This is a genomic window from Rhodoferax sp. RT5P35, assembly GCF_056521385.1.
The window spans coordinates 47,378-68,450 of sequence record NZ_JBWMAX010000004.1 but is presented as its reverse complement, the minus strand read 5'-3'; the positions used below and the strand labels follow the sequence as shown (position 1 = coordinate 68,450).

At 62.2% G+C, this 21,073-nt stretch carries 14 protein-coding genes; 4 read left to right on the top strand and 10 right to left on the bottom strand.

The annotated features are described in order from the left end of the window. Positions 1-55: 55 nt before the first annotated feature. The 9 genes from AC097L_RS06940 to motA form a co-directional block, all read right to left on the bottom strand. Positions 56-772 (bottom strand): RNA polymerase sigma factor FliA, encoded by a 717-nt coding sequence (locus tag AC097L_RS06940; protein WP_479585532.1) that lies wholly within the window; start codon positions 770-772, stop codon positions 56-58. Further along, positions 772-1,545: a hypothetical protein gene (locus tag AC097L_RS06935; protein ID WP_479585531.1), complete on the bottom strand. Its 774-nt coding sequence runs from the start codon at positions 1,543-1,545 to the stop codon at positions 772-774. The genes AC097L_RS06940 and AC097L_RS06935 overlap by 1 nt, the downstream gene beginning before the upstream one ends. Continuing rightward, complete coding sequence (gene flhF / locus AC097L_RS06930) at positions 1,538-2,968, bottom strand: flagellar biosynthesis protein FlhF (protein ID WP_479585530.1); 1,431 nt, start codon at positions 2,966-2,968, stop codon at positions 1,538-1,540. Before flhF ends, AC097L_RS06935 begins: the two co-directional genes overlap by 8 nt. Continuing rightward, positions 2,965-5,046: a flagellar biosynthesis protein FlhA gene (gene flhA, locus AC097L_RS06925; protein ID WP_479585529.1), complete on the bottom strand. Its 2,082-nt coding sequence runs from the start codon at positions 5,044-5,046 to the stop codon at positions 2,965-2,967. Before flhA ends, flhF begins: the two co-directional genes overlap by 4 nt. Continuing rightward, a complete protein-coding gene (locus tag AC097L_RS06920; RefSeq protein ID WP_479585528.1) occupies positions 5,043-6,200 on the bottom strand; it encodes an EscU/YscU/HrcU family type III secretion system export apparatus switch protein in 1,158 nt (385 codons plus the stop codon). The genes flhA and AC097L_RS06920 overlap by 4 nt, the downstream gene beginning before the upstream one ends. 100 nt (positions 6,201-6,300) lie before the next feature. After that, positions 6,301-6,921 (bottom strand): protein phosphatase CheZ, encoded by a 621-nt coding sequence (locus tag AC097L_RS06915; protein ID WP_479585527.1) that lies wholly within the window; start codon positions 6,919-6,921, stop codon positions 6,301-6,303. After that, complete coding sequence (locus AC097L_RS06910; RefSeq protein ID WP_348027440.1) at positions 6,918-7,316, bottom strand: response regulator; 399 nt, start codon at positions 7,314-7,316, stop codon at positions 6,918-6,920. Before AC097L_RS06910 ends, AC097L_RS06915 begins: the two co-directional genes overlap by 4 nt. A gap of 60 nt (positions 7,317-7,376) precedes the next feature. Beyond that, positions 7,377-8,339, bottom strand: coding sequence for a flagellar motor protein MotB (gene motB, locus AC097L_RS06905; RefSeq protein ID WP_479585526.1), 963 nt, complete (start codon positions 8,337-8,339; stop codon positions 7,377-7,379). A 17-nt stretch (positions 8,340-8,356) separates the two neighbouring features. Further along, entirely contained in the window at positions 8,357-9,217 is an 861-nt protein-coding gene (motA, locus tag AC097L_RS06900) for a flagellar motor stator protein MotA (RefSeq protein WP_479585525.1), read from the bottom strand. 191 nt (positions 9,218-9,408) lie between these two features. On the opposite strand from motA, the gene AC097L_RS06895 reads away from it, so the two are divergent. The 3 genes from AC097L_RS06895 (at position 9,409) to rfbG (ending at position 17,427) form a co-directional block, all read left to right on the top strand. Next, positions 9,409-15,474 (top strand): O-linked N-acetylglucosamine transferase family protein, encoded by a 6,066-nt coding sequence (locus tag AC097L_RS06895; RefSeq protein ID WP_479585524.1) that lies wholly within the window; start codon positions 9,409-9,411, stop codon positions 15,472-15,474. Further along, on the top strand, positions 15,471-16,241 hold the full coding sequence (rfbF, locus tag AC097L_RS06890; RefSeq protein ID WP_479585523.1) for a glucose-1-phosphate cytidylyltransferase: 771 nt from the start codon (positions 15,471-15,473) through the stop codon (positions 16,239-16,241). Before AC097L_RS06895 ends, rfbF begins: the two co-directional genes overlap by 4 nt. Before the next feature lie 115 nt (positions 16,242-16,356). Further along, positions 16,357-17,427, top strand: coding sequence for a CDP-glucose 4,6-dehydratase (rfbG, locus tag AC097L_RS06885; protein ID WP_479585522.1), 1,071 nt, complete (start codon positions 16,357-16,359; stop codon positions 17,425-17,427). A 57-nt stretch (positions 17,428-17,484) separates the two neighbouring features. On the opposite strand, the gene AC097L_RS06880 is transcribed toward rfbG, so the two are convergent. Then, positions 17,485-19,695, bottom strand: a complete 2,211-nt coding sequence (locus AC097L_RS06880; RefSeq protein WP_479585521.1) for a malate synthase G — start codon at positions 19,693-19,695, stop codon at positions 17,485-17,487. A gap of 146 nt (positions 19,696-19,841) precedes the next feature. Between AC097L_RS06880 and AC097L_RS06875 the strand changes: the two genes are divergently transcribed. Continuing rightward, complete coding sequence (locus AC097L_RS06875; protein WP_479585520.1) at positions 19,842-21,050, top strand: CaiB/BaiF CoA transferase family protein; 1,209 nt, start codon at positions 19,842-19,844, stop codon at positions 21,048-21,050. Positions 21,051-21,073 lie beyond the last annotated feature (23 nt).

The window sequence follows — 21,073 nt, the reverse complement described above, 5'->3', positions numbered from 1 at the left end:
CTGAGTTCTCGGCTTTGCAAGCCGATTCCGGGGCAGTGGGCAAGCCTGGGGGTGTTCAGTGGCTTCTCATCTTGGCCCGCAGCCGGGCGATGGACTGGCTGTGCAACTGGCAGACGCGGGACTCGGTAATCTCCAGCACCGCCGCAATCTCTTTCAGATTCATGTCGTTTTCGTAGTACATGCTCATGATGTACTGCTCCCGGTCAGGCAGGGTCTTGATGGCATCCACCAGTGACGCCCGCAGGCGGTGGTCGCGCAGCAGGTTGACCGGGTCGGCGGCTTCGTCGGCCACATGCCGGTCTAAAAAGCCCGCACCATCGTCGGCACCGCCGTTCATGTCTTCCAGGTAGACCAGCTGCGTACCACGGACCTTGCCCAAGAGCTCCTGGTAGTCGTGCAGGGTCATTTCCAGCTCGATGGCGATTTCGGACTCCAGCGGGCTGCGGCCCAGCTTTTGCTCCAGCCGCTGCACGGCGCGCTCGATCTCTTTCTGGCTCTTGCGCGAGCCGCGCGACATCCAGTCGCCCTCGCGCAGCTCGTCGATCATGGCCCCGCGGATGCGTTGGGTGGCAAAGGTCTCAAACTGCACGCCCTGGGCTACTTCGTAGCGGGTCAGGGCCTCCGACAGGCCAATCATTCCCACCTGGATCAGGTCGTCCAGCTCAATGTTGGGCGGCAGCTTGGCGATCATGTGGTGCGCCAGCCGACGCACCAGCGGCACATACTGGCGCAGCATGTGCTCACGGTCCAGGTGGCCTTTGGCGGTGTACATCAGTGGCTCCCGACCCCATGGACCATGGGAATGGCGCTGGCCATCAGGCGCAGGGCGATTGGGTGCGCATCGTCCCAACGCGCAGTTTTTTGCGGGAATGAGCGCACGGTCATGAAGTCGGTCTGGCAGTCCAGGTGCAGGTGGGCGCAGTTTTGCAGTGCCCGCCCAGTGGATTTGGCCAGCAGCTCGGCATTTTTGAAGGGCGCGGTGACCACCGAGGCAATCAGCGGTACCAGCCGGGCCTGCAGCAGCAATTTTTTAAAATTTTGGTAAGCACCGAGGATGGAGGCGCGGCGCGGCGTGACTGCCAGCAAGGGGCGCACCTGTGTGCCCGGCAGCAAAGTGGCCAGCAGCTGGGCATCGGCATACACCACGACCAGATCGCAGCTGCGGAACAGGTGGCTGAGGGCTTGGAGGGGTGGAGTGGACATGGGGGAGTCTTGGCGGGTCAGCATCGCCAGGCGGCTTAGCCCCAAACGGGCGGGCACGGTGTGCCAAGGGGGCGCTTCATGGCTTGCATCATCGGCGGCATCTTCTGACCAGTGTGCGTGGTCCAACAGATTCTGTAAACCTGGATTGTCTTCCGTTTCTGCCGAGGTTGCGTCCAGTACGGTGATGCGCAGGCTAAAACTTTGCAGGGCCGCGCAGATTTGCCAGAGTAGCGGCAACTCGGTGGCGGTGTCGCCCCTGGTCACCATGGCAATCACGCTCCAGGCGGCTTGCGGCGCGATGCGGCGCAGGCTGGCTCCCTGGTCGGCACTGGTGTCAAGCATGCGCCCGTTCCTGGCGGCTGGCATCCATGGGTGCCGGGGTAAAGAAGAAGTTCAAGTCGGCGGCCTTGGGGTCAAACGCCGACTTGGTGGTGGAGCGCATCGAGGCCCGCACCAGCTTCTTGGCATCGGCGGGTTCCCAATCTTCGGGCACGCGCTGGCCATTGCATACGCCGCGCAGCACCAGTTGGTGGCGGATGATGGCATCCAGCGCCGGTCCGAGCTTGGCGGCTTCGTCGATTTTGGACAGGATGGCCTGCTGCACGCCCCGGGTTTTGAACGAGGTCAGCACCTCGTCCATGGTGTCGCCGTGGCTACCTGCATTGAGCACCAGCAGGCGGTTCACACCGGGCAGGTCCAGCACATCCATCATGTCGCGCTTGCGCGGGTCCTTGGGGGCAATGCCGGTGGTGTCGATCAGCACCATGCGTTTGTTGCCCAGCAGGCCCAGCAGGTCTTGCAAAGCGGCGCGGTCATGGGCCAGGTGGGCCACCACGCCCAGCATGCGGCCAAAGGCGCGCAGTTGTTCGTGGGCGGCCACGCGGTAGGTGTCCAGCGTGATCAGGCCGACGCTGTTGGGTCCGTGTACCCTGGCGCAATGTGCGGCCAGCTTGGCGGCGGTGGTGGTTTTGCCCACGCCGGTGGCACCCACCAGCGCGAACACACCGCCTTGCTCGAAGATCGGCTTGCTACCGGCATCGGTGCGCAGGTTTTGCTCCAGCACGCCCATCAGCCAGCGGATGGCTTCGGCCGGCGTGGCATCTTCGGGCAGGCGCTCCATCACGGCGCGGGCCAGGTCGGGCGAATACCCGGCGCGGATCAGCTTGAGCATCAGGTTGGACTGGATCGGGTCCTGCTTGGTCTTGCCCAGCCAGGCCATGGTGTTGAAGCGCTCTTCAATCATGTCCTTCATGGCCTGCAGCTCGTCCACGATGCCCTTGGAATTGATGGTGGCGGCAGCCGGAGCGGGCTTGGCACGGGCCACGGGCGGCGCGAACGGAACGGCATGCACGGCGGGCTTGGGGCGCTGGGGGGGCGGGGCCATGGGTGTAGGTGCAGCCTGCACCGAGGCCGGGGCCGACGTTTTCTGCGGAAAGATCTCGTCACGCAGGTCGGGGCTGCTTTCGTGGCGGCGGCGCAGCATGCGTTCGCGCACGTAGTCCTGGAACGACAGTGTGCTCATGGCCAGTTGCTCGGTGTCTTCTTCCACCGGGACTTGCGCCATGGCGATGGTGGCGGCCGAGGCGGGGGCCGGTGCCACGCTGGGTCGGTCGAGCGACGACAAGGCATCTTCTGCGGTGGCCACCACTTCCACGCCATTGGGTGTGGGGCGGTTGGACAGAATCAGCGTCCCCTCACCAAAGACCGCACGGGCCTTGGCCAAAGCTTCGCGGGACGTGGCGGCGTGAAAGCGTTGGATGTTCATGTGAGTGCACCTTTGAGGATGGGGCCAATGCGGATGGTGTGGGTTTCAGGTATTTCGCTGTGCGCCAGTACCTGCAGCCGGGGGGCTACGCGGCGCACCAGCCGGGAAATGGCGTTACGGATCTGGTCGGGCACCAGCAGGCAGGCAGGCACGCCCAGCTCTTCTTGCTGCAGGGCCACATCGGCTACGTTACGGGTCAGCAGGTCGGCCACGCCAGGGTCCAGCGCCGGGCCCGCGGCATTGCCCAGGGCTTGCACCAGCATGCGCTCCAGGCTGGGCTCGATGGCAATCACGTTGAGTTCGCGGGTGGGGCCGTAAATTTGCTGCACGATGGCCGGGGCCAGGGCGATACGCACGCGCCGGGCCAGGTCGGCGGGGTCGGTGGTGGCCACGGCGTGCTCGGCCAGACATTCGACGATGGTGCAGATATCGCGGATGTGCACAGACTCTTCCAGCAACAGCTGTAAGACTTTCTGGAACGTGGCGATAGACACCATTTTGGGAACCACTTCTTCAATCAGTTTGGGGGCCAGTTTGCTGACATGCTCCACCAGTTGCTGCGTCTCGGTACGGCTCAGTAGCCGGGCCGCCTGCACTTGCATCAAGTGTGACAAATGTGTAGCCATCACGGTTTCCGAATCAACCACGGTAAAACCGGCCATTTGTGCCGCTTCCTTCTGGCGCTCGTCGATCCAGTGGGCGGGTAGGCCAAAAGCCGGGTCGGTGGTGGCCGTGCCGATCAGCGGGGTGGTGATGCCTCCGGGGTTGATGGCCAGGTACATGCCGGGGAAGGCCTCGCCTTCGCCCACCACCACGCCGCGCAGGGTGATGCGGTAGCCGCTGGGCTTGAGGTCCAGGTTGTCGCGCACGTGCACCGGTGGGGGTAAAAAGCCTACTTCCTGGGCAAATTTGCGGCGCACGCCCTTGATGCGGGTCAGCAGATCGCCGGGGCGGGTTTTGTCTACCAGGGTGATGAGGCGGTAGCCCAGCTCCAGCCCCAGCAGGTCCACTGGTTGCAGGTCGTCCCAGGTGGCTTCGCCGTCGGTGGGTGGCGGACCGACGATCAGGGTGGAATCCTGTGGCACGGGCCGGTGGGCAATGGCCCAGGCCATGTAGCCCAGCACCGCCGCCATCGACAAAAACACCACGTGCGGCATGTTGGGGATGACACCCATCACCGCCATGATGCCCGCCGTAATGCCCAGCACCTTGGGTGAGTCGAACAACTGGCCGATGATCTGCTTACCGATGTCGTCGTCCTTACCCACGCGCGACACCACCATGGCGGCGGCGATCGAGATCAGCAGGCCGGGGATTTGTGCCACGAGCGCATCGCCTACGGCCAGCAGAATGTAGGTGTCGGCGGCTTTGGCGGCGGTCAGATCGTGTTGCAGCACACCGATAGTGAAGCCGCCCACGATGTTAATGATCAGGATCAAAATGCCCGCAATCGCGTCGCCGCGCACAAACTTGGAGGCACCGTCCATGGAGCCGAAGAAGTCGGCTTCCTCGCCCACCTCGGCGCGGCGGCGCTTGGCTTCTTTTTCGTTGATCAAACCGGCGTTCAGGTCGGCATCCACCGCCATCTGCTTGCCGGGCATGGCATCCAGGGTGAAGCGGGCCGACACCTCGGCAATCCGCTCCGAACCCTTGGTCACCACCACAAAGTTGATGACCACCAGAATCGCGAAGACGATCAAGCCCACCGCAAAGTTGCCGCCGATCAGGAAGTGGCCAAAAGCCTCGATCACCGCACCCGCTGCGCCCGGGCCGGTGTGGCCTTCCAGCAGCACCACGCGGGTGGAGGCCACGTTGAGCGACAGGCGCATCAGCGTGGTAAGCAGCAGCACCGAAGGAAACGCGGCAAAGTCCAAAGGCCGCACCATATAGGCTGCCACCATCATCACCATCAGGGCCACGGCGATATTGATGGTGAAAAAGGTGTCCAGCAGCCACGCGGGCATGGGCAGGACCATCATGGCCAGAATGACCATCACCATCATCGGGGCCGATACGCCCTGCAGCATTTTGCGGTTGTTGTTGAACCACTGCTGTACGGACTGGAGCTGCGGGTTCATGGGCTTGCCTCAGCCAGAACGGTGTTGCCCAGCGGGTCGAGCTCGGGCGGCACATCGGGTTGCGGAAAGCTATCGGGCATCTGGCCCTCGCCGCGCATGGCGGCTTTCACGCGGTACACGTAGGCCAGTACCTGGGCCACGGCGGTGTACAGGGCAGACGGGATTTCGCCATTGATCTCGGCGTGTGCGTAAAGGGCACGTGCCAGCATGGGCGACTGGAATACGGGGATCTCATGGCTTTTGGCCACATCGCGGATTTTCATGGCCACCAGGTCGGCACCTTTGGCGATGACCTGCGGGGCACGCATGGTTTTTTCGTCGTATTTAAGAGCCACGGCAAAGTGGGTTGGGTTCATCAGCACAAAGTCGGCCTTGGGTACGGCGCTAACGCTGGTGCGCTGGGCGATCTCGCGGGCCCGGGCGCGCATCTTGCCCTTCATCTGCGGGTTACCGTCGGACTCCTTGTGCTCTTGTTTCACCTCCTGGTGCGACATTTTCAGGCGCGACTTCATCAGAAAGGTTTGCAGCGGTACGTCGATGGCCGCCACGGCAAACACCACCAGCAGCAGCAAGCTCATGCCCGAGGTGATCCAGTTCGCCACGTGCTGGATGGAGGCTGCGGACGGCTGCAACACCAGTTGCGCGACCGAACCCAGGCTGTTGGACACATACGTCCAGGCCACCGAGATCAATACGGTGGTGATGACCAGCAATTTGAGGATGTCGGTGGCCTGTTCTTTGGAAAACAAGCGGCCAAACCCCGAGATCGGGTTGATACGGCTGAAGTCCGGCATGATGGGTTTCAGGCTGGCGACCCAACCCCCCGATGCCACGGCACTGCCCACGGCCGCGGCCAACACAATCGCTGCAAACACGGTACTGGCCACCATACCGACCAGCACCACATCTTGAAGCCGGTCCAGCATGCTGCCGTTCTGCGCCAAGGTGGCTGCATCGAACGAGAGCTGTTGGCCCAAAACCAGCTTGAAATGTTCTAGAAAAGAGGGGGCCAGCAGCAGCACCGCCACAGACCCCGTGCCCAACACCGCCAAATGGGACAAGTCCTTGGAGCGTGATGCCTGCCCATCCTTGCGTGCTTGGTCTAGCTTGCGCTGGGTGGCGGGTAGGTCTTTGTCTTGGCTGGATGATTCCATGGCAATGGGGTTTTTGGTGACCCCATTGTCGGCACCGAGCCACTTGGCTAAAGCGGGATAAGCAGCACTTAGGCTGGCCTATTCCCGCCCCACAATTCGGCTAAAAACCCAGGCTGGCCAGCAAGTCATCCACCTGCGACTGGTCCGTGACTACATCAGTGCGGTTGCTGGCATCCACCACCGGACCCGACAAGCCTTCAGGGATTTTCGGCTGAATAACAGCGGCAGTGGGGGCGGTCTGGATCAGTAGTTCGATCAGCTGCTTTTCAATGGTCGAGGTGAGGTTGACCACCCGTGCAATGACCTGGCCCGTCAAATCGTGGAAATCTTGCGCCATCATGATTTCGGTCAGGTGCATGTCGATTTCTTTGCTGGCGCGCTCGACATCGGCCACGAAGTTGTATACAGCACCCGTGGCAACAGCTGCGACCGGGTCTTTGACGATGAGCGCGGCCAGTTTGCTGGTTTCGGCGGCGATGAAGTCGTGCTGGATTTTGGCCAGATCGACCCGGCTGAGTACTTTTTCAGCTGCCTCACCGGTCAGGCGGGCAATGTAGGTCAGACGGCTTTGCGCATCTGGCAACTCTTCGACGCTGTCTTTGAGCTTGTCGGTGTAGCCCAACTCGTTAAGGGAGTCGTGCAATTGACGGGTCAAAAGACCGAGCTTTTGGTGCACTGCTGGCTGGAGCTCTCCGTCAGCGGGTAGGGCTGCGGCGCTCATGCTGGGATCAGCCCGTTCTTTTTCAGGATGTGTATCAGCTTGTCTTCAAGCGTTGCCTTGGTGAACGGTTTCACGATATAGCCCGCCGCGCCACCCTGTGCAGCGGCTACGATGTCTTCCTTGCGGGCCTCGGCGGTCACCATCAGTACGGGCAGGTGTTTCAGCTTCTCGTCTCCCTTGACTTCGGCCAGAAGTTGGAATCCATTCATATTGGGCATGTTGATGTCGCTCACCACGAAATCAAAATGCAGGCCGCTGCGCAGCTTTTGCAGCGCAGCAAGGCCGTCTTCGGCTTCGTCCGCGTCAGGGTAACCAATCTCTTTGAGCAGGTTACGCACGATACGACGCATGGTGGAGAAGTCGTCCACGATTAAAAAACGCAGGTCATTTGCCACGGGTGACCCTTTCGATAAAGGTTGCTGAAATAAGGCGCATTTTGGAGGTTCTCGGCGATCTCATGGCTTTTCTACGCCACGTGCGGGTGGTTGAACGGAAGATTGCCCGGTACCAGACGCTGTTTCATTTGTTACAGAAGCCTCTATTGTGGCATTGCCCATGAGTCGTGCTTCGGCTTCTCGCGTCATGATCGTAATGCTGATGCGCCGATTGATGGGGGCCAGTGGGGTTTTTGTGTCCAGCAGGCTGCTTGCGGCCAGGCCCACTACACGGGCCATTTTTTCATCCGGCATGCCTGCGGCGACCAGTTCGCGGCGCGAGGCATTGGCCCGGTCGGCAGACAGCTCCCAGTTACTGTAGCCTCGCTCACCATTGCCGTAAGGCGTACTGTCGGTGTGTCCAGCCAGGCTGATGCGATTTTCCACCCCATTCAGGGCGCTGCCAATTTCCCGCAATATGTCGCGCATGTAAGGTTTGACCAAGGCGCTCCCACTGTCGAACATTGGGCGGTTTTGCTCGTCCACGATCTGGATCTGCAGTCCATCGGGCGTGGTTTCCATGCGGATTTGCGAGCGAAATTCGGCCAGCTTGGGGTTGCTGGTGATCAGAGCGTCGATCTTGTCGCGCAAGTTTTTGATGCGTGACGCATCTTGCTTGGCAATCTCGGCCTTGGCGGCCGCTTCTTCCATCTTCTTTTTGACCGGGTCGTCGCCAGTACCGCGCGTGCCTTGTCCTGCCGTCTTGGTCAGGTCCGAGCCGCCGCCCGACAATATGCTGTTGCTGGCCCCGGCACCGCTGCCGCCTTGCATAGCCACTTTGAGCGGCGTATTGAAAAAGTCGGACAGGCCTTTTTTGTCGCCTTCGGAGGTCGAGCCCAACAGCCACATGAGCAAAAAGAAGGCCATCATGGCCGTTACAAAGTCGGCGTAGGCGATCTTCCAGGCACCACCATGCACGGCATGGCCACCTTTTTTGATCTTCTTGACGATGATCGGTTGGAGTTTTTTGCCTTCCGTCGCCATATCAGTTAGCTAAAGAATTACTTTTTGCCACGCACATGGCCTTCCAGTTCGGCAAAACTGGGCCGATCCCCAGAGAACAGCACCTTGCGGCCAAATTCAATCGCGGTAGCGGGGTTGTAGCCTTGCATACTGGCTAGCAGCGTGGTCTTCATGCACTGCAGTTCCTTGGCACCGTCTTCGGTTTTTTGCTCCAGCAGACCGCCCAGCGGCTCCACCACACCATAGGCCAACAAAATCCCCAGAAAGGTACCCACCAGCGCCGATGCAATCATGCCGCCCAGCACAGAAGGCGGCTGGCCCACCGAGCCCATGGTGTTCACCACCCCCAGCACTGCCGCCACAATTCCGAAGGCGGGCAAGGCGCCAGCGAGCCGCGCAATAGCGGCAATCGGGGCATGGGCTTCGGCATGGTGGGTGTCGATCTCGCTGTCCATGAGCGACTCGATTTCGTGGGCATTCAGGTTGCCCGACACCATCATGCGCAGGTAGTCTGTCATGAACTCCACCACATGGTGGTCGCTGCCAACGGTCGGATATTTCTTGAAAATTTCGGAATTCTCCGGCGATTCCACATCACCTTCGATCGCCATCAGCCCCTCTTTGCGGGCTTTTTGCAAAATGTCGTACATCAAGGACAGCAACTCCATGTAGCGCGTCTTGGTGTACTTAGAGCCTTTGAGCGCCTGCGGCAGCAGGGCCATAGTGGCTTTGAGGACTTTGGGCTGATTGTTCACCGCAAATGCGCCCAGTGCGCCACCAAAAATGGTGATCAGCTCAAAAGGCAGGGCGTGCAGGATCACCGAAATGTTGCCACCGTGAAAGATGTACACACCGAAGATGCAACCCATGGAAACGGCATAGCCGATGAGAACAATCATGTCTGGATGGTGGCGGTCATTGTGGCGGTAAGAGAGAAATGCACGATTTATCCTGTGTGTAAATGTATCGGATTTGCAAGCTCTTGCACCAGAAGAAGAGCCCCAAAACAACGCTAAATCAGACTTTGCGCCGGCTGGGGGGTGGTTATCCTTATCTATTAGATACGCCCTGCGCCCAGGGCCGCAACACCATGACCGACGTGACCATCGACATTGCCTGCTCGCCAACTACCGACACCACCACGGTGGATGGTTTGCTGGTACAGGCCATCGAGGCCCATCGGGCCCTGGATTTTGCTGTCGCCGAGACCAACTACCGCGCCGTCTTGCAAGATGCACCTGAACATGCCGATGCACACCACAATCTGGGCGTGCTGCTGGCGGTGCAACTGCTGCGGCCCCTGGAGGCGCTGCCCCACTTTGAAGCGGCTTTGAATGCCGACGCTGAGCGGCCCCAGTTTTGGTTTAGCTACATCGACGGCTTGCTGCGTTGCCAACATTTTGAGTTGGCCCGCCAGGTGCTGCCGCTGGCGCAGGGGCTGTCCATGGCCATGGTGAATGCTTTGACGGAGCGTCTGCCGCGGGTGGCGGCTGAGCCCGTGCAGATCGCTGTTCCTCTGCCCATACAAGAGCCCAACCAGACGGAAAAACAGGCTCTGGTGGGCTACTTCCAGCAAAAAAACTATGAGCAAGGCGAGGCGCATGCTCGGGCGATGGTGTTGCGCTACCCCGAAAGTGGCTTCGCGTGGAAGGCCTTGGGCACCATGTTGCAGCCGCAGGGTAAAAAAGAAGAGGCGCTGGAGGCCAAGAAGCGCGCGGTGCACCTGCTGCCCGGTGATGCCGAGGGGCTGTGTAATCTAGGCCGGGCCCACTTTGAGCTGGGCCAAATTGCGGAGTCGATTGCCGTATTTCGCACTACTGTGGCGGTCAAGCCTGACTATGCCGAGGCATTCAACAACCTGGGCCTGGCTTTCAATGCCGATGGCCAGGTCCACGAAGCGCATACCTGTTTCAACCGTGCCATTGCCTTGCAGCCCGATTTTGCAGAAGCCTATAACAATTTGAGCGGCATTTTCAATGCCCACGGCTTGATTGACGAGGCCATGGATGCCCTGCAGCATGCGATTGCCGCCAAGCCTGACCACCGCGTGGCGTTCGATAACCTGTTATTTGTTATCAACTACCACCCCGATAAAAGTGCAGAAGCCATTTTTGCGCACTACCGGGACTACGACAGCCGCTTTGGCCAGCCGCACCGTGGCGAATGGGCGGCGCACACCAACCCACCCAGCGCAGGCCGCCGCCTCAAAGTAGGCTACGTCTCGCCCGACTTCAAACACCACGCCTGCAGCTTCTTCATGGAGCCCCTGCTGGCGCACCACGATGCCAGCCTGGTCGACGTCTACGCCTATGCGGAGTTAACCCAGGAAGACGCTGCCACCCAGCGCTACAAACGCTACGTCGAACACTGGGTGCCCACCCGCGGCATGAGCGATGCGGCACTGGCCCAGCGCATCCGTGCCGATGGCATCGACATCCTGGTTGATCTGGCCGGCCACACCGCCGGCAACCGTCTGGGCATGTTTGCCCGTAAACCGGCCCCCGTATCCATGAGCTGGATGGGCTACGGCTACACCACCGGCCTGCAAGCCATCGACTACTACCTCACCGATGCCGCCAGCGCCCCCGAGGGCTGCGAGAACGTCTTCTCCGAGCAGCCCTGGCGCTTGCCGGGCAGCTACACCGCCTACCGCGCCCCCGCCACGATGGGCGAGGTCAGCCCCTTACCTGCGCTGCAGCGTGGCTACGTCACGCTGGGCACCCTGACCCGCGGCGTGCGTATCAACCACCGCACCATCCGCGTGTGGTCGGCGATATTGCAGCGCCTGCCCACGGCCCACATCGTCATCGACAGCAGCTCGTTCAAAGATGCCACGGTGCAACAAGCCGCCATCGACAAATTCACGGCCCACGGCATCGCCACTGAGCGCCTGCACATCGGCTACAACAGCCCACCGTGGGACGTACTGCGCGGCATCGACATCGGGCTGGACTGCTTTCCGCACAATTCGGGTACCACGCTGTTTGAGACCCTGTACATGGGCCTGCCCTTTGTCAGCCTGGCGGGCCGCCCCAGCGTGGGCCGCATCGGCAGTGCCATCCTGCACGGCGTGGGCCACCCGGAGTGGATTGCCAACAGCGAAGAAGAGTACGTCGAAAAGGTACTCGCCTTGGCTGCTGACCTGCCTGCGCTGGCCCAAATGCGCGCAAGCCTGCGGGCGCAGATGCAGGCCAGTGCGCTGATGGACGAAGCGGGCTTTGCCAGGAAGGTGGAAGCCGCCTATGCGCAGATGTTTGAGGGTTGGGCTGCTCAGCCTGTGCCGCAACCCGTCGCCAAGGATGTCGTTCGTACGGCGCGCAACAGCCAGCCCAGCGCCGACGACATGAAGTTGCTGACCTCGTTTTTTGAATCGCGCGACTTTGCCGCAGGAACCCAGGCAGCCCGCGCGATGGTCCAGCAGTATCCCGCGCATGGTTTTGGCTGGAAGGCTTTGGGAGCCATGCTGCAGGCCGGAGGGCACGCGCAAGAGGCTCTGGAGGCCAAAAAACAAGCCGCCCTGCGTATGCCGCAAGATGCCGAGGCGGCGTGTAATTTGGGCCATTCATTGCAAGATTTGGGTCACTTTACCCAGGCCGAAGTGGCTCTGAAGCGGGCCTTGGTACTCCAACCCGCGTACCCCGAGGCCTTTAATAACCTGGCCATCACTTACCAAAAGATGGGCCGCCTGGATGCGTCGGAAGCCAACTTTCGTGCCGCTCTAGCGCTTAAGCCTGGCCATATTTCGATCTTCGACAACTTCTTGTTTACGCTCAATTACCACCCCGACCACTCGGCCGAGGTGATTTTTGAAAGTTACCAGGAGTACGAGCGCCGTTTTGGCACGCCGCACCGGGCTGACTGGCGGCCCCACAGCAATGACCGCACGCTGGGGCGGCGCCTTAAAGTGGGCTATGTGTCCCCCGACTTTCGCAGCCATTCCTGTACTTTCTTCATGGAACCCCTGCTCGCCCACCATGATGATGCCGCCGTGGAAGTCACGGCCTATGCGGACCTGGGCAAAGAAGATGCGGTCAGCCAGCGTTACCAAGGGTATGTGGACCATTGGGTACCGACGCGGGGCTTGTCGGACGCTGCCTTGGCCCAGCGCATCCGCGCCGATGGCATCGACATATTGGTCGATCTGGCGGGCCATACGGTAGGTAACCGCCTGGGGGTGTTTGCCCGCAAACCCGCGCCGGTATCCTTGAGCTGGATGGGCTACGGTTACACCACCGGTCTGCGCGCCATCGACTACTACCTGACCGATGCCACCAGTGTGCCGGTGGGCAGTGAGCACTTGTTTTCTGAAGAACCCTGGCGCTTGCCCGGCTGCTACACCGCTTACCGCCCTGGCTCTGGCATGGGCGATGTGAATACCTTGCCGGCTTTGTCGCGCGGCTATATCACCCTGGGCACCTTGACCCGGGGCGTACGCGTTAATTACCGCACGATCCGGGTCTGGGCCCGTATCTTGCAGCGCCTGTCCACGGCCCACATCGTGATAGACAGCCGGTCTTTCCAGGACCCGGCGGTGCAAGCCGACGCGGTGGCCAAGTTTGTTGCCTTGGGCATAGCGCCAGAGCGCTTGCATATTGGTTTTAACAGCCCACCGTGGGATGTTCTGCGCGGCATCGACATTGGGCTGGACTGCTTTCCGCACAACTCGGGCACCACCTTGTTCGAGACGCTATACATGGGCCTGCCCTATGTGACGTTGGCAGACCGTCCCAGTGTGGGCCGTATCGGCAGCGCGATACTGCACGGCCTAGGCCGCCCCGAGTGGATTGTCGAAACCGAAGAGGCGTATGTGGACATGGTGGTGGCTTTGGCATCGGATGTGCCTGCTTTGGCCCGCCTGCGCGCCACGCTGCGCCCGCAAATGCAGGCCAGCCCGTTGATGGACGAGTCCGGCTTTGCCCGCAAGGTGGAACAGGCCTATGGCCAGATGTTTACGCGCTGGGCCAGGGATGTGGCGATGGGGGAGGTCGAGGCCGCACCCTCTGTCGAGACCATGAACGCGTTGGTCGATTTGTTCCAGGACCAGGCCTTTGCCCAGGGCGAGCAGGCCGGCCGGGAACTGACGGTGCGCTACCCGCGGCACGGCTACAGCTGGAAGTTGCTGGGGTCGTTCTTGCACAAGCTGGGGCGCATGCCAGAAGCTTTGCAGGCCAAGCAGCGTGCGGTTGCCCTGCTGCCCTCGGACACCGAGGCGCTGTTCAACCTGGCGCTGGCCTACGAGCAGCAGGGGTGGATGCAGCAGGCGGAGCGTTGTTACCGCAGCGTGATTGCCTTGCAACCCGAAGATGCCGAGGCGCACCACAACCTGGGCAATGCCTTGTTTGGCCAGGGCCGCCGCCTTGAGGCACTGCCTTGCTACCGCGAGGCCTTACGCCTCAAGCCCGATTTCGCAGCCGCCCACATCGGTTTGGGGGGGCTTTTGCAAGAAGCGGGCAAGGTGGTGGAGGCCGAATCCATCTGGCGCAGCCTGCTTCGCATCACGCCTGATGACATGCAGGTCTCTTTGCACCTGAGCCGGGCCTTGCAGCAGCAAGGCCGCCGTGCGGAGGCCGAAGCCTGTATTCGCCATGCCGTGGTGGTCAAGGACGACGACTATGAGAGTTACTTCCACCGGGGTAATTTCTTGGGCGAGCTAGGGCTGCAAGCCGAGGCCGAGCGTGACTTTCGCAAGGCACTCGATATCAAGCCCGATTCGGTAGCCGTTTTGAGCAACCTGGGTGCCAGCCTGAAAGAGCAAGGCCGCCTGACCGAATCCGAGGCCGTGCTGGCCGAGGCCGTGGCGCTGGACCCCACCTTTGCCGCCGCCTGGGCCAACCACGCCATCGCCTTGCTGATGCAGGGCCAGTTGACCGCCAGCCAAGCCAGCTTTGTGCGCGCCCTGGAGCTGTGTAACTACGCTGCGCCCATTTATTCCAGCCTGCTGTTCGCCCTGAACTACGACCCCGACAAAACCGGCGCCGAGATTTTTGCCCACTACCGGGACTACGACAGCCGCTTTGGCCAGCCGCACCGTGGCGAATGGGCGGCGCACACCAACCCACCCAGCGCAGGCCGCCGCCTCAAAGTAGGCTACGTCTCGCCCGACTTCAAACACCACGCCTGCAGCTTCTTCATGGAGCCCCTGCTGGCGCACCACGATGCCAGCCTGGTCGACGTCTACGCCTATGCGGAGTTAACCCAGGAAGACGCTGCCACCCAGCGCTACAAACGCTACGTCGAACACTGGGTGCCCACCCGCGGCATGAGCGATGCGGCACTGGCCCAGCGCATCCGTGCCGATGGCATCGACATCCTGGTTGATCTGGCCGGCCACACCGCCGGCAACCGTCTGGGCATGTTTGCCCGTAAACCGGCCCCCGTATCCATGAGCTGGATGGGCTACGGCTACACCACCGGCCTGCAAGCCATCGACTACTACCTCACCGATGCCGCCAGCGCCCCCGAGGGCTGCGAGAACGTCTTCTCCGAGCAGCCCTGGCGCTTGCCGGGCAGCTACACCGCCTACCGCGCCCCCGCCACGATGGGCGAGGTCAGCCCCTTACCTGCGCTGCAGCGTGGCTACGTCACGCTGGGCACCCTGACCCGCGGCGTGCGTATCAACCACCGCACCATCCGCGTGTGGTCGGCGATATTGCAGCGCCTGCCCACGGCCCACATCGTCATCGACAGCAGCTCGTTCAAAGATGCCACGGTGCAACAAGCCGCCATCGACAAATTCACGGCCCACGGCATCGCCACTGAGCGCCTGCACATCGGCTACAACAGCCCACCGTGGGACGTACTGCGCGGCATCGACATCGGGCTGGACTGCTTTCCGCACAATTCGGGTACCACGCTGTTTGAGACCCTGTACATGGGCCTGCCCTTTGTCAGCCTGGCGGGCCGCCCCAGCGTGGGCCGCATCGGCAGTGCCATCCTGCACGGCGTGGGCCACCCGGAGTGGATTGCCAACAGCGAAGAAGAGTACGTCGAAAAGGTACTCGCCTTGGCTGCTGACCTGCCTGCGCTGGCCCAAATGCGCGCAAGCCTGCGGGCGCAGATGCAGGCCAGTGCGCTGATGGACGAAGCGGGCTTTGCCAGGAAGGTGGAAGCCGCATACCAAGACATGTTTAGCCGCTGGATGGAGACAAACAAATGAAAGCTGTGATTTTGGCTGGGGGGCTGGGCACCCGGATTTCGGAGGAAACCCATCTGCGCCCCAAGCCGATGATCGAAATCGGCGGCAAGCCCATCCTATGGCACATCCTGAAGATGTATTCCGCCCATGGCGTGAACGACTTCGTGATCTGCTGCGGCTACAAGGGTTACATCATCAAGGAGTACTTCGCGAACTACTTTCTGCACATGTCCGACGTGACCTTCGACATGGCCAGTAACCGCATGGAAGTGCACCACAAGCATGCCGAGCCCTGGAAGGTCACGCTGGTGGACACGGGCGACGACTCCATGACCGGCGGTCGCTTGCGGCGCGTGGCCGACTATCTGAAGGACGAGCAAGCCTTCTGCTTCACCTACGGCGACGGCGTGTCCGATGTGGACATCACGGCCAGCATCGCCTTCCACCAAAGCCATGGCAAGCTGGCCACCGTCACCGCCGTGCAGCCCCCAGGCCGCTACGGCGCTTTGAGTATGCAGGGCACGGTGGTGCAGGGCTTTACCGAGAAGCCACGGGGCGATGGCGGCCTGATCAACGGCGGCTTCTTCGTGCTCTCGCCCCAGGTGCTGGGCCGCATTGCGGGCGACACCACGAGCTGGGAGGCCGAGCCCCTGGCGAGCCTGGCGGCCGAGGGCCAGCTCATGGCCTACGAGCACACCGGCTTCTGGCAACCTATGGATACGCTGCGTGAAAAGAACCTGCTAGAAGAACTCTGGCTGTCGGGCAAAGCCCCGTGGAAGCGCTGGTGAATAGGATGCTCACCCCCAGGCTACAGCGCAAGCGCTTTCCGCCACCCCCCTTGCAGGGGGCAACACCAGTGGCCCGGCAAAGCCGGTTCCACGGTGTTTCGCGAAGGGATACGGCATGACCTTTCCCGATCCGAATTTCTGGCGCGGCAAAGGTGTTTTCCTCACCGGCCACACCGGCTTCAAAGGCGGCTGGCTGGCCTTGTGGCTGCACGCGCTGGGGGTCAAGGTGCACGGTTACGCACTGGACCCGAACACCACACCCAGCCTGTTTGGCGTGGCCCGCGTGGCCCAGGTGCTGGCCAGCGACACACGCGCCGATCTGGCCGATCGGGTTGCCTTGCAAGCCGCGTTGGCCGCCGCCCAGCCCACGGTGGTGTTCCATCTGGCCGCCCAGCCGCTGGTGCGCGCCAGCTACGCCGACCCGCTGGGCACTTTCGCCACCAACATCATGGGCACCGCCCACCTGCTGGAAGCCGTGCGCACGGTCCCCAGCGTGCGCGCCGTGGTGGTGGTGACGACCGACAAGGTGTACGACAACCGCGAATGGGTTTACCCCTACCGCGAAAGCGATGCCCTCGGCGGGCACGACCCCTACAGCGCCAGCAAAGGTGCGGCCGAAATTGTTACCGCCAGCTACCGCGCCAGCTTTTTCCACATGCCCACATCCCCGCGCATCGCCACGGCCCGCGCAGGCAATGTGCTGGGGGGCGGCGACTGGGCCGCCGACCGGCTGGTGCCGGACTGCTTGCAAGCGTTTGCCAACGACCAACCCGTGCAACTGCGCTATCCCGGTGCGGTGCGGCCCTGGCAGCATGTGCTGGAGCCGCTTTCGGGCTATCTGCGTTTGGCGGAGGCTTTGCTGGACGGCCCCACTGCCGCCAGCGCCTGGAACTTCGGCCCCGACGCGCGCGGCGATGCCACCGTGGGCCAGGTGGCGCAGCGCCTGGCCGCGCTCTGGGGGCCGATGGCCCGGGTGGAGATTCCCGACGGTGGCGACCATCCGCACGAGGCCGGCCAGTTGCGCCTGGACATCACCCGTGCACGGGCCGAACTAGGCTGGCAACCCCGCTGGAGCTTGGAGGATGCCTTGGGCCACACCGTAGACTGGCACCGCGCTTGGCGCGCCGGTGAAGACATGGCCGCCATCACCCGTGGCCAAATCGCCCGCTACCTTACCGTTGGGTAGTTGCTATTTATTTTGTAGCTAATAGCGCATGTTCCATATGCGCTAGAAGCCTATTTTTTATAAATTTTTTGCTTTGACCTTCAAGCGCCAGGCGTGCAGCAGGGGCTCGGTGTAGCCGCTGGGCTGCTCCAGGCCCTTGAACACCAGATCACATGCCGCCTTGTACGCTGCCGAGGTGGTGAAGTGGCCCGCCATATTCTGGTACGCCGCGTCACCCGCGTTCTGGCCATCCACCACGGCGGCCATGCGCTCGAAGGTTTCGGTGATCTGGGCCTGGGTGACCACGCCGTGCAGCAACCAGTTGGCCATGTGCTGGCTGCTGATGCGCAGGGTGGCGCGGTCTTCCATCAGGCCGACGTTGTGGATGTCGGGCACCTTGGAGCAGCCCACGCCCTGGTCCACCCAGCGCACCACGTAGCCCAGAATGCCCTGGGCGTTGTTGTCCAGCTCCTGCTGTTTCTCGGCCACGCTCCAGTTGGGCGTGGCGGTCACGGGAATGGTCAGCAGGCCATTCAGCAGGGTTTCGCGCTCGGCATTGGCGTCGATTTTTTCCAGCCCGATCTGGATATCCGACACCTTGACCTGGTGGTAATGCAGGGCGTGCAGCGTGGCACCGGTGGGGCTGGGTACCCAGGCGGTGTTGGCACCGGCCTTGGGGTGGGCTATTTTTTGCTCCAGCATGGCGTGCATCAGGTCAGGCATGGCCCACATGCCTTTGCCGATTTGCGCCTTGCCGCGCAGGCCGCAGCTCAGGCCGACCAGCACATTGTTCTTCTCGTACGCGGCAATCCAGGCGCTGGACTTCATGTCGCCCTTGCGGATCATCGGGCCGGCGTGCATGGCGGTGTGCATCTCGTCCCCAGTGCGGTCCAGGAAGCCGGTGTTGATGAAGGCCACGCGGGCGCTGGCGGCGGCAATGCAGGCTTTGAGGTTGACGCTGGTGCGGCGCTCTTCGTCCATGATGCCCAGCTTGACGGTGTTTTCCGGCAGGCCCAGCACGGCTTCCACGCGGCCAAACAGCTCGCAGGCAAAGGCCACTTCGGCCGGGCCGTGCATCTTGGGCTTAACGATGTAGACCGAGCCGGTGCGCGAGTTGCCCTTGCGTTGCAGGTCGTGCATGGCGATGGTGACGGTGACCATCGCGTCCAGGATGCCTTCGGGGATTTCCTGGGGAGCTTCTGAAGAGCCATACAGAATCGCCGGATTGGTCATCAAATGGCCGACGTTGCGCACAAACATCAGCGAACGGCCATGCAGAGTGACGGTGCCACCGTTGGCCCCGGTGTACACGCGGTCGGGGTTCAGACGGCGGGTGAAGCTGCCACTGCCTTTTTGCACTTCTTCGGTCAGCGTGCCGAGCTGGATGCCCAGCCAGTTGCTGTAAGCCAGCACCTTATCTTCGGCATCCACCACGGCCACCGAGTCTTCCAGGTCCAGAATAGTGGACAGCGCGGCTTCCAGCACCACGTCGCTGATGCCGGCGGCATCGGTCTTGCCAATCGTCGTGTTGCGGTCGATCTGGATGTCGATGTGCAGGCCGTTGTGTTGCAGCAGGATGGAGCTGGGGGCGGCGGGCGTGTCCTGGTAGCCGATGAAGGCCTCGGGGTGCGCCAAGCTGGTGCTGCTGTTGTGCAGGGTAATGACCAGCTGGCCATGCTGCACGCTGTAGCCCGTGGCTTCTTTGTGCGAGCCATTGGCCAAGGGGGCGGCTTGGTCGAGCACATTGCGGGCGAAGGCAATCACCTTGGCACCGCGCACCGGGTTGTAGCCCTTGCCTTTTTCAGCGCCACCGGCTTCAGATATTGCGTCCGTGCCGTACAGCGCGTCGTACAGGCTGCCCCAGCGGGCGTTGGCGGCGTTCAGAGCGTAGCGCGCATTCAGCACCGGCACCACCAGCTGCGGCCCGGCCTGCAGGGCAAGCTCGGCATCCACATTGGCGGTGGTGGCGGCCACATTCAGGGGCATGGGCACCAGGTAGCCGATAGATTCCAGAAACGCGCGGTAATGGGTCATGTCGCGAGGATTGGACGGATCACCTGCGGTGATGGGGCCGGGGTGGGCCTTGTGCCAGGTGTCTAGTTCGATTTGCAGGCGGTCGCGCTCGGCCAGCAGGGCGATGTTCTTGGGGGCTAGGTCGGCCACGATGGCGTCGAATCCGGCCCAAAACCGGGCGCTGTCCACGCCCGTGCCGGGCAGCACTTTTTCGTCAATGAAGCGTTCGAGAACGGTGGCAACCTGGAGCTGGTGGCGGGTGGTGCGTGCGGTCATGGTGGTGCGCCTTGGAATGGAGTGGGACAGAGAATAAAGCAAACGATGGGCCTACTGTATTCGATACTTTATGGCGTATTAATTGAGATAAATTGCATTTATAAGTGACAAAATTACAGGTAATGGATGCCACGAAAGAATTTTCTATGACGACTGCTGCACCGCCTGCATTGCCCTATGCCCACATCCGCGTCGTCGAGTTCACCCACATGGTGATGGGGCCGACCTGCGGCCTGGTGCTGGGCGACCTGGGGGCCGAAGTCATCAAGGTCGAGTCCATCGGCCATGGGCGCGAAGGCGATGCCACGCGCCAGTTGCTGGGGGCCGGGGCGGGTTTCTTTGCGCTGTTCAACCGCAACAAGAAAAGCCTGGCGCTGGACCTGCAAACGCCCGAGGGCAAGGAAGCGGTGCTGCGCCTGATTGCCACCGCCGACATCGTTAGTGAAAACTTCAAGCCCGGCACCATGGCCAAGCTGGGGCTGGACTACGCCACGCTCAAGAAGCTGAACCCGCGCCTAATCTACATCAGCCATAAGGGTTTTCTGCCCGGCCCCTACGCGCACCGCACCGCGCTGGACGAGGTGGTGCAGATGATGGGCGGCCTGGCCTACATGACGGGCCGCCCTGGCGACCCATTGCGCGCGGGCACCAGCGTGAACGACATCATGGGCGGCATGTTTGGCGCGATCGGGGCCATGGCGGCCCTGGCCCAGCGCGATCACCCCACGCACGGAACCGGCCTGGGCCAGGAGGTACAGAGCGCGCTGTTCGAAAACAATGTGTTTCTGGTGGCCCAGCACATGCTGCAGTTCGCCGTGACCGGCCAGCCCGCCGCCCCCATGCCCGAGCGTATCTCGCCCTGGGGCATTTACGACGTGTTCCAGGTCAAAGACGGCGAGCAGATCTTTTTGGCCGTGGTCAGCGACGCGGCCTGGAAGCTGTTTTGCGGGCTGTTTGGCATCGCCGACCTAGTGGCCGACCCGCGCCTGACCAGCAACAACGACCGGGTGCGCGCCCGCGACTGGCTGATCCCGGCGCTGCGCCTGCGCATGGCCCCGTTCAGCGCCAGCGAGATTGCCGCGGTGTTTGAAGCCAACGCGCTGCCCTACGCCCCCATCACCCGCCCACACGACCTGCTGGACGATCCGCACCTGCTGGCCACCGGCGGCCTGGCCCCCATGACCCTGCCCGACGGCCGCGCCACCCACACCGTGCTGTTGCCGCTGACGCTGGACGGCCAGCGCGCAGGCCTGCGCCTGAACCCGCCGCGCCTGGGCGAACACAGCGCCGAGTTGCTGCGCGAGCTGGGCTACGGTGATAGCGAAATCCAGGCTTTGATGCTATTGAATAAATAGCTATAAGCGCAGAGGATATATGC

Coding starts and splice junctions, on each gene's coding strand:
- AC097L_RS06940 (WP_479585532.1), bottom strand. CDS start 772: ATGTACACCGCCAAAGGCCACCTGGACCGTGAGCACATGCTGCGCCAG.
- AC097L_RS06935 (WP_479585531.1), bottom strand. CDS start 1,545: ATGCTTGACACCAGTGCCGACCAGGGAGCCAGCCTGCGCCGCATCGCG.
- flhF (WP_479585530.1), bottom strand. CDS start 2,968: ATGAACATCCAACGCTTTCACGCCGCCACGTCCCGCGAAGCTTTGGCC.
- flhA (WP_479585529.1), bottom strand. CDS start 5,046: ATGAACCCGCAGCTCCAGTCCGTACAGCAGTGGTTCAACAACAACCGC.
- AC097L_RS06920 (WP_479585528.1), bottom strand. CDS start 6,200: ATGGAATCATCCAGCCAAGACAAAGACCTACCCGCCACCCAGCGCAAG.
- AC097L_RS06915 (WP_479585527.1), bottom strand. CDS start 6,921: ATGAGCGCCGCAGCCCTACCCGCTGACGGAGAGCTCCAGCCAGCAGTG.
- motB (WP_479585526.1), bottom strand. CDS start 8,339: ATGGCGACGGAAGGCAAAAAACTCCAACCGATCATCGTCAAGAAGATC.
- motA (WP_479585525.1), bottom strand. CDS start 9,217: ATGATTGTTCTCATCGGCTATGCCGTTTCCATGGGTTGCATCTTCGGT.
- AC097L_RS06895 (WP_479585524.1), top strand. CDS start 9,409: ATGACCGACGTGACCATCGACATTGCCTGCTCGCCAACTACCGACACC.
- rfbF (WP_479585523.1), top strand. CDS start 15,471: ATGAAAGCTGTGATTTTGGCTGGGGGGCTGGGCACCCGGATTTCGGAG.
- rfbG (WP_479585522.1), top strand. CDS start 16,357: ATGACCTTTCCCGATCCGAATTTCTGGCGCGGCAAAGGTGTTTTCCTC.
- AC097L_RS06880 (WP_479585521.1), bottom strand. CDS start 19,695: ATGACCGCACGCACCACCCGCCACCAGCTCCAGGTTGCCACCGTTCTC.
- AC097L_RS06875 (WP_479585520.1), top strand. CDS start 19,842: ATGACGACTGCTGCACCGCCTGCATTGCCCTATGCCCACATCCGCGTC.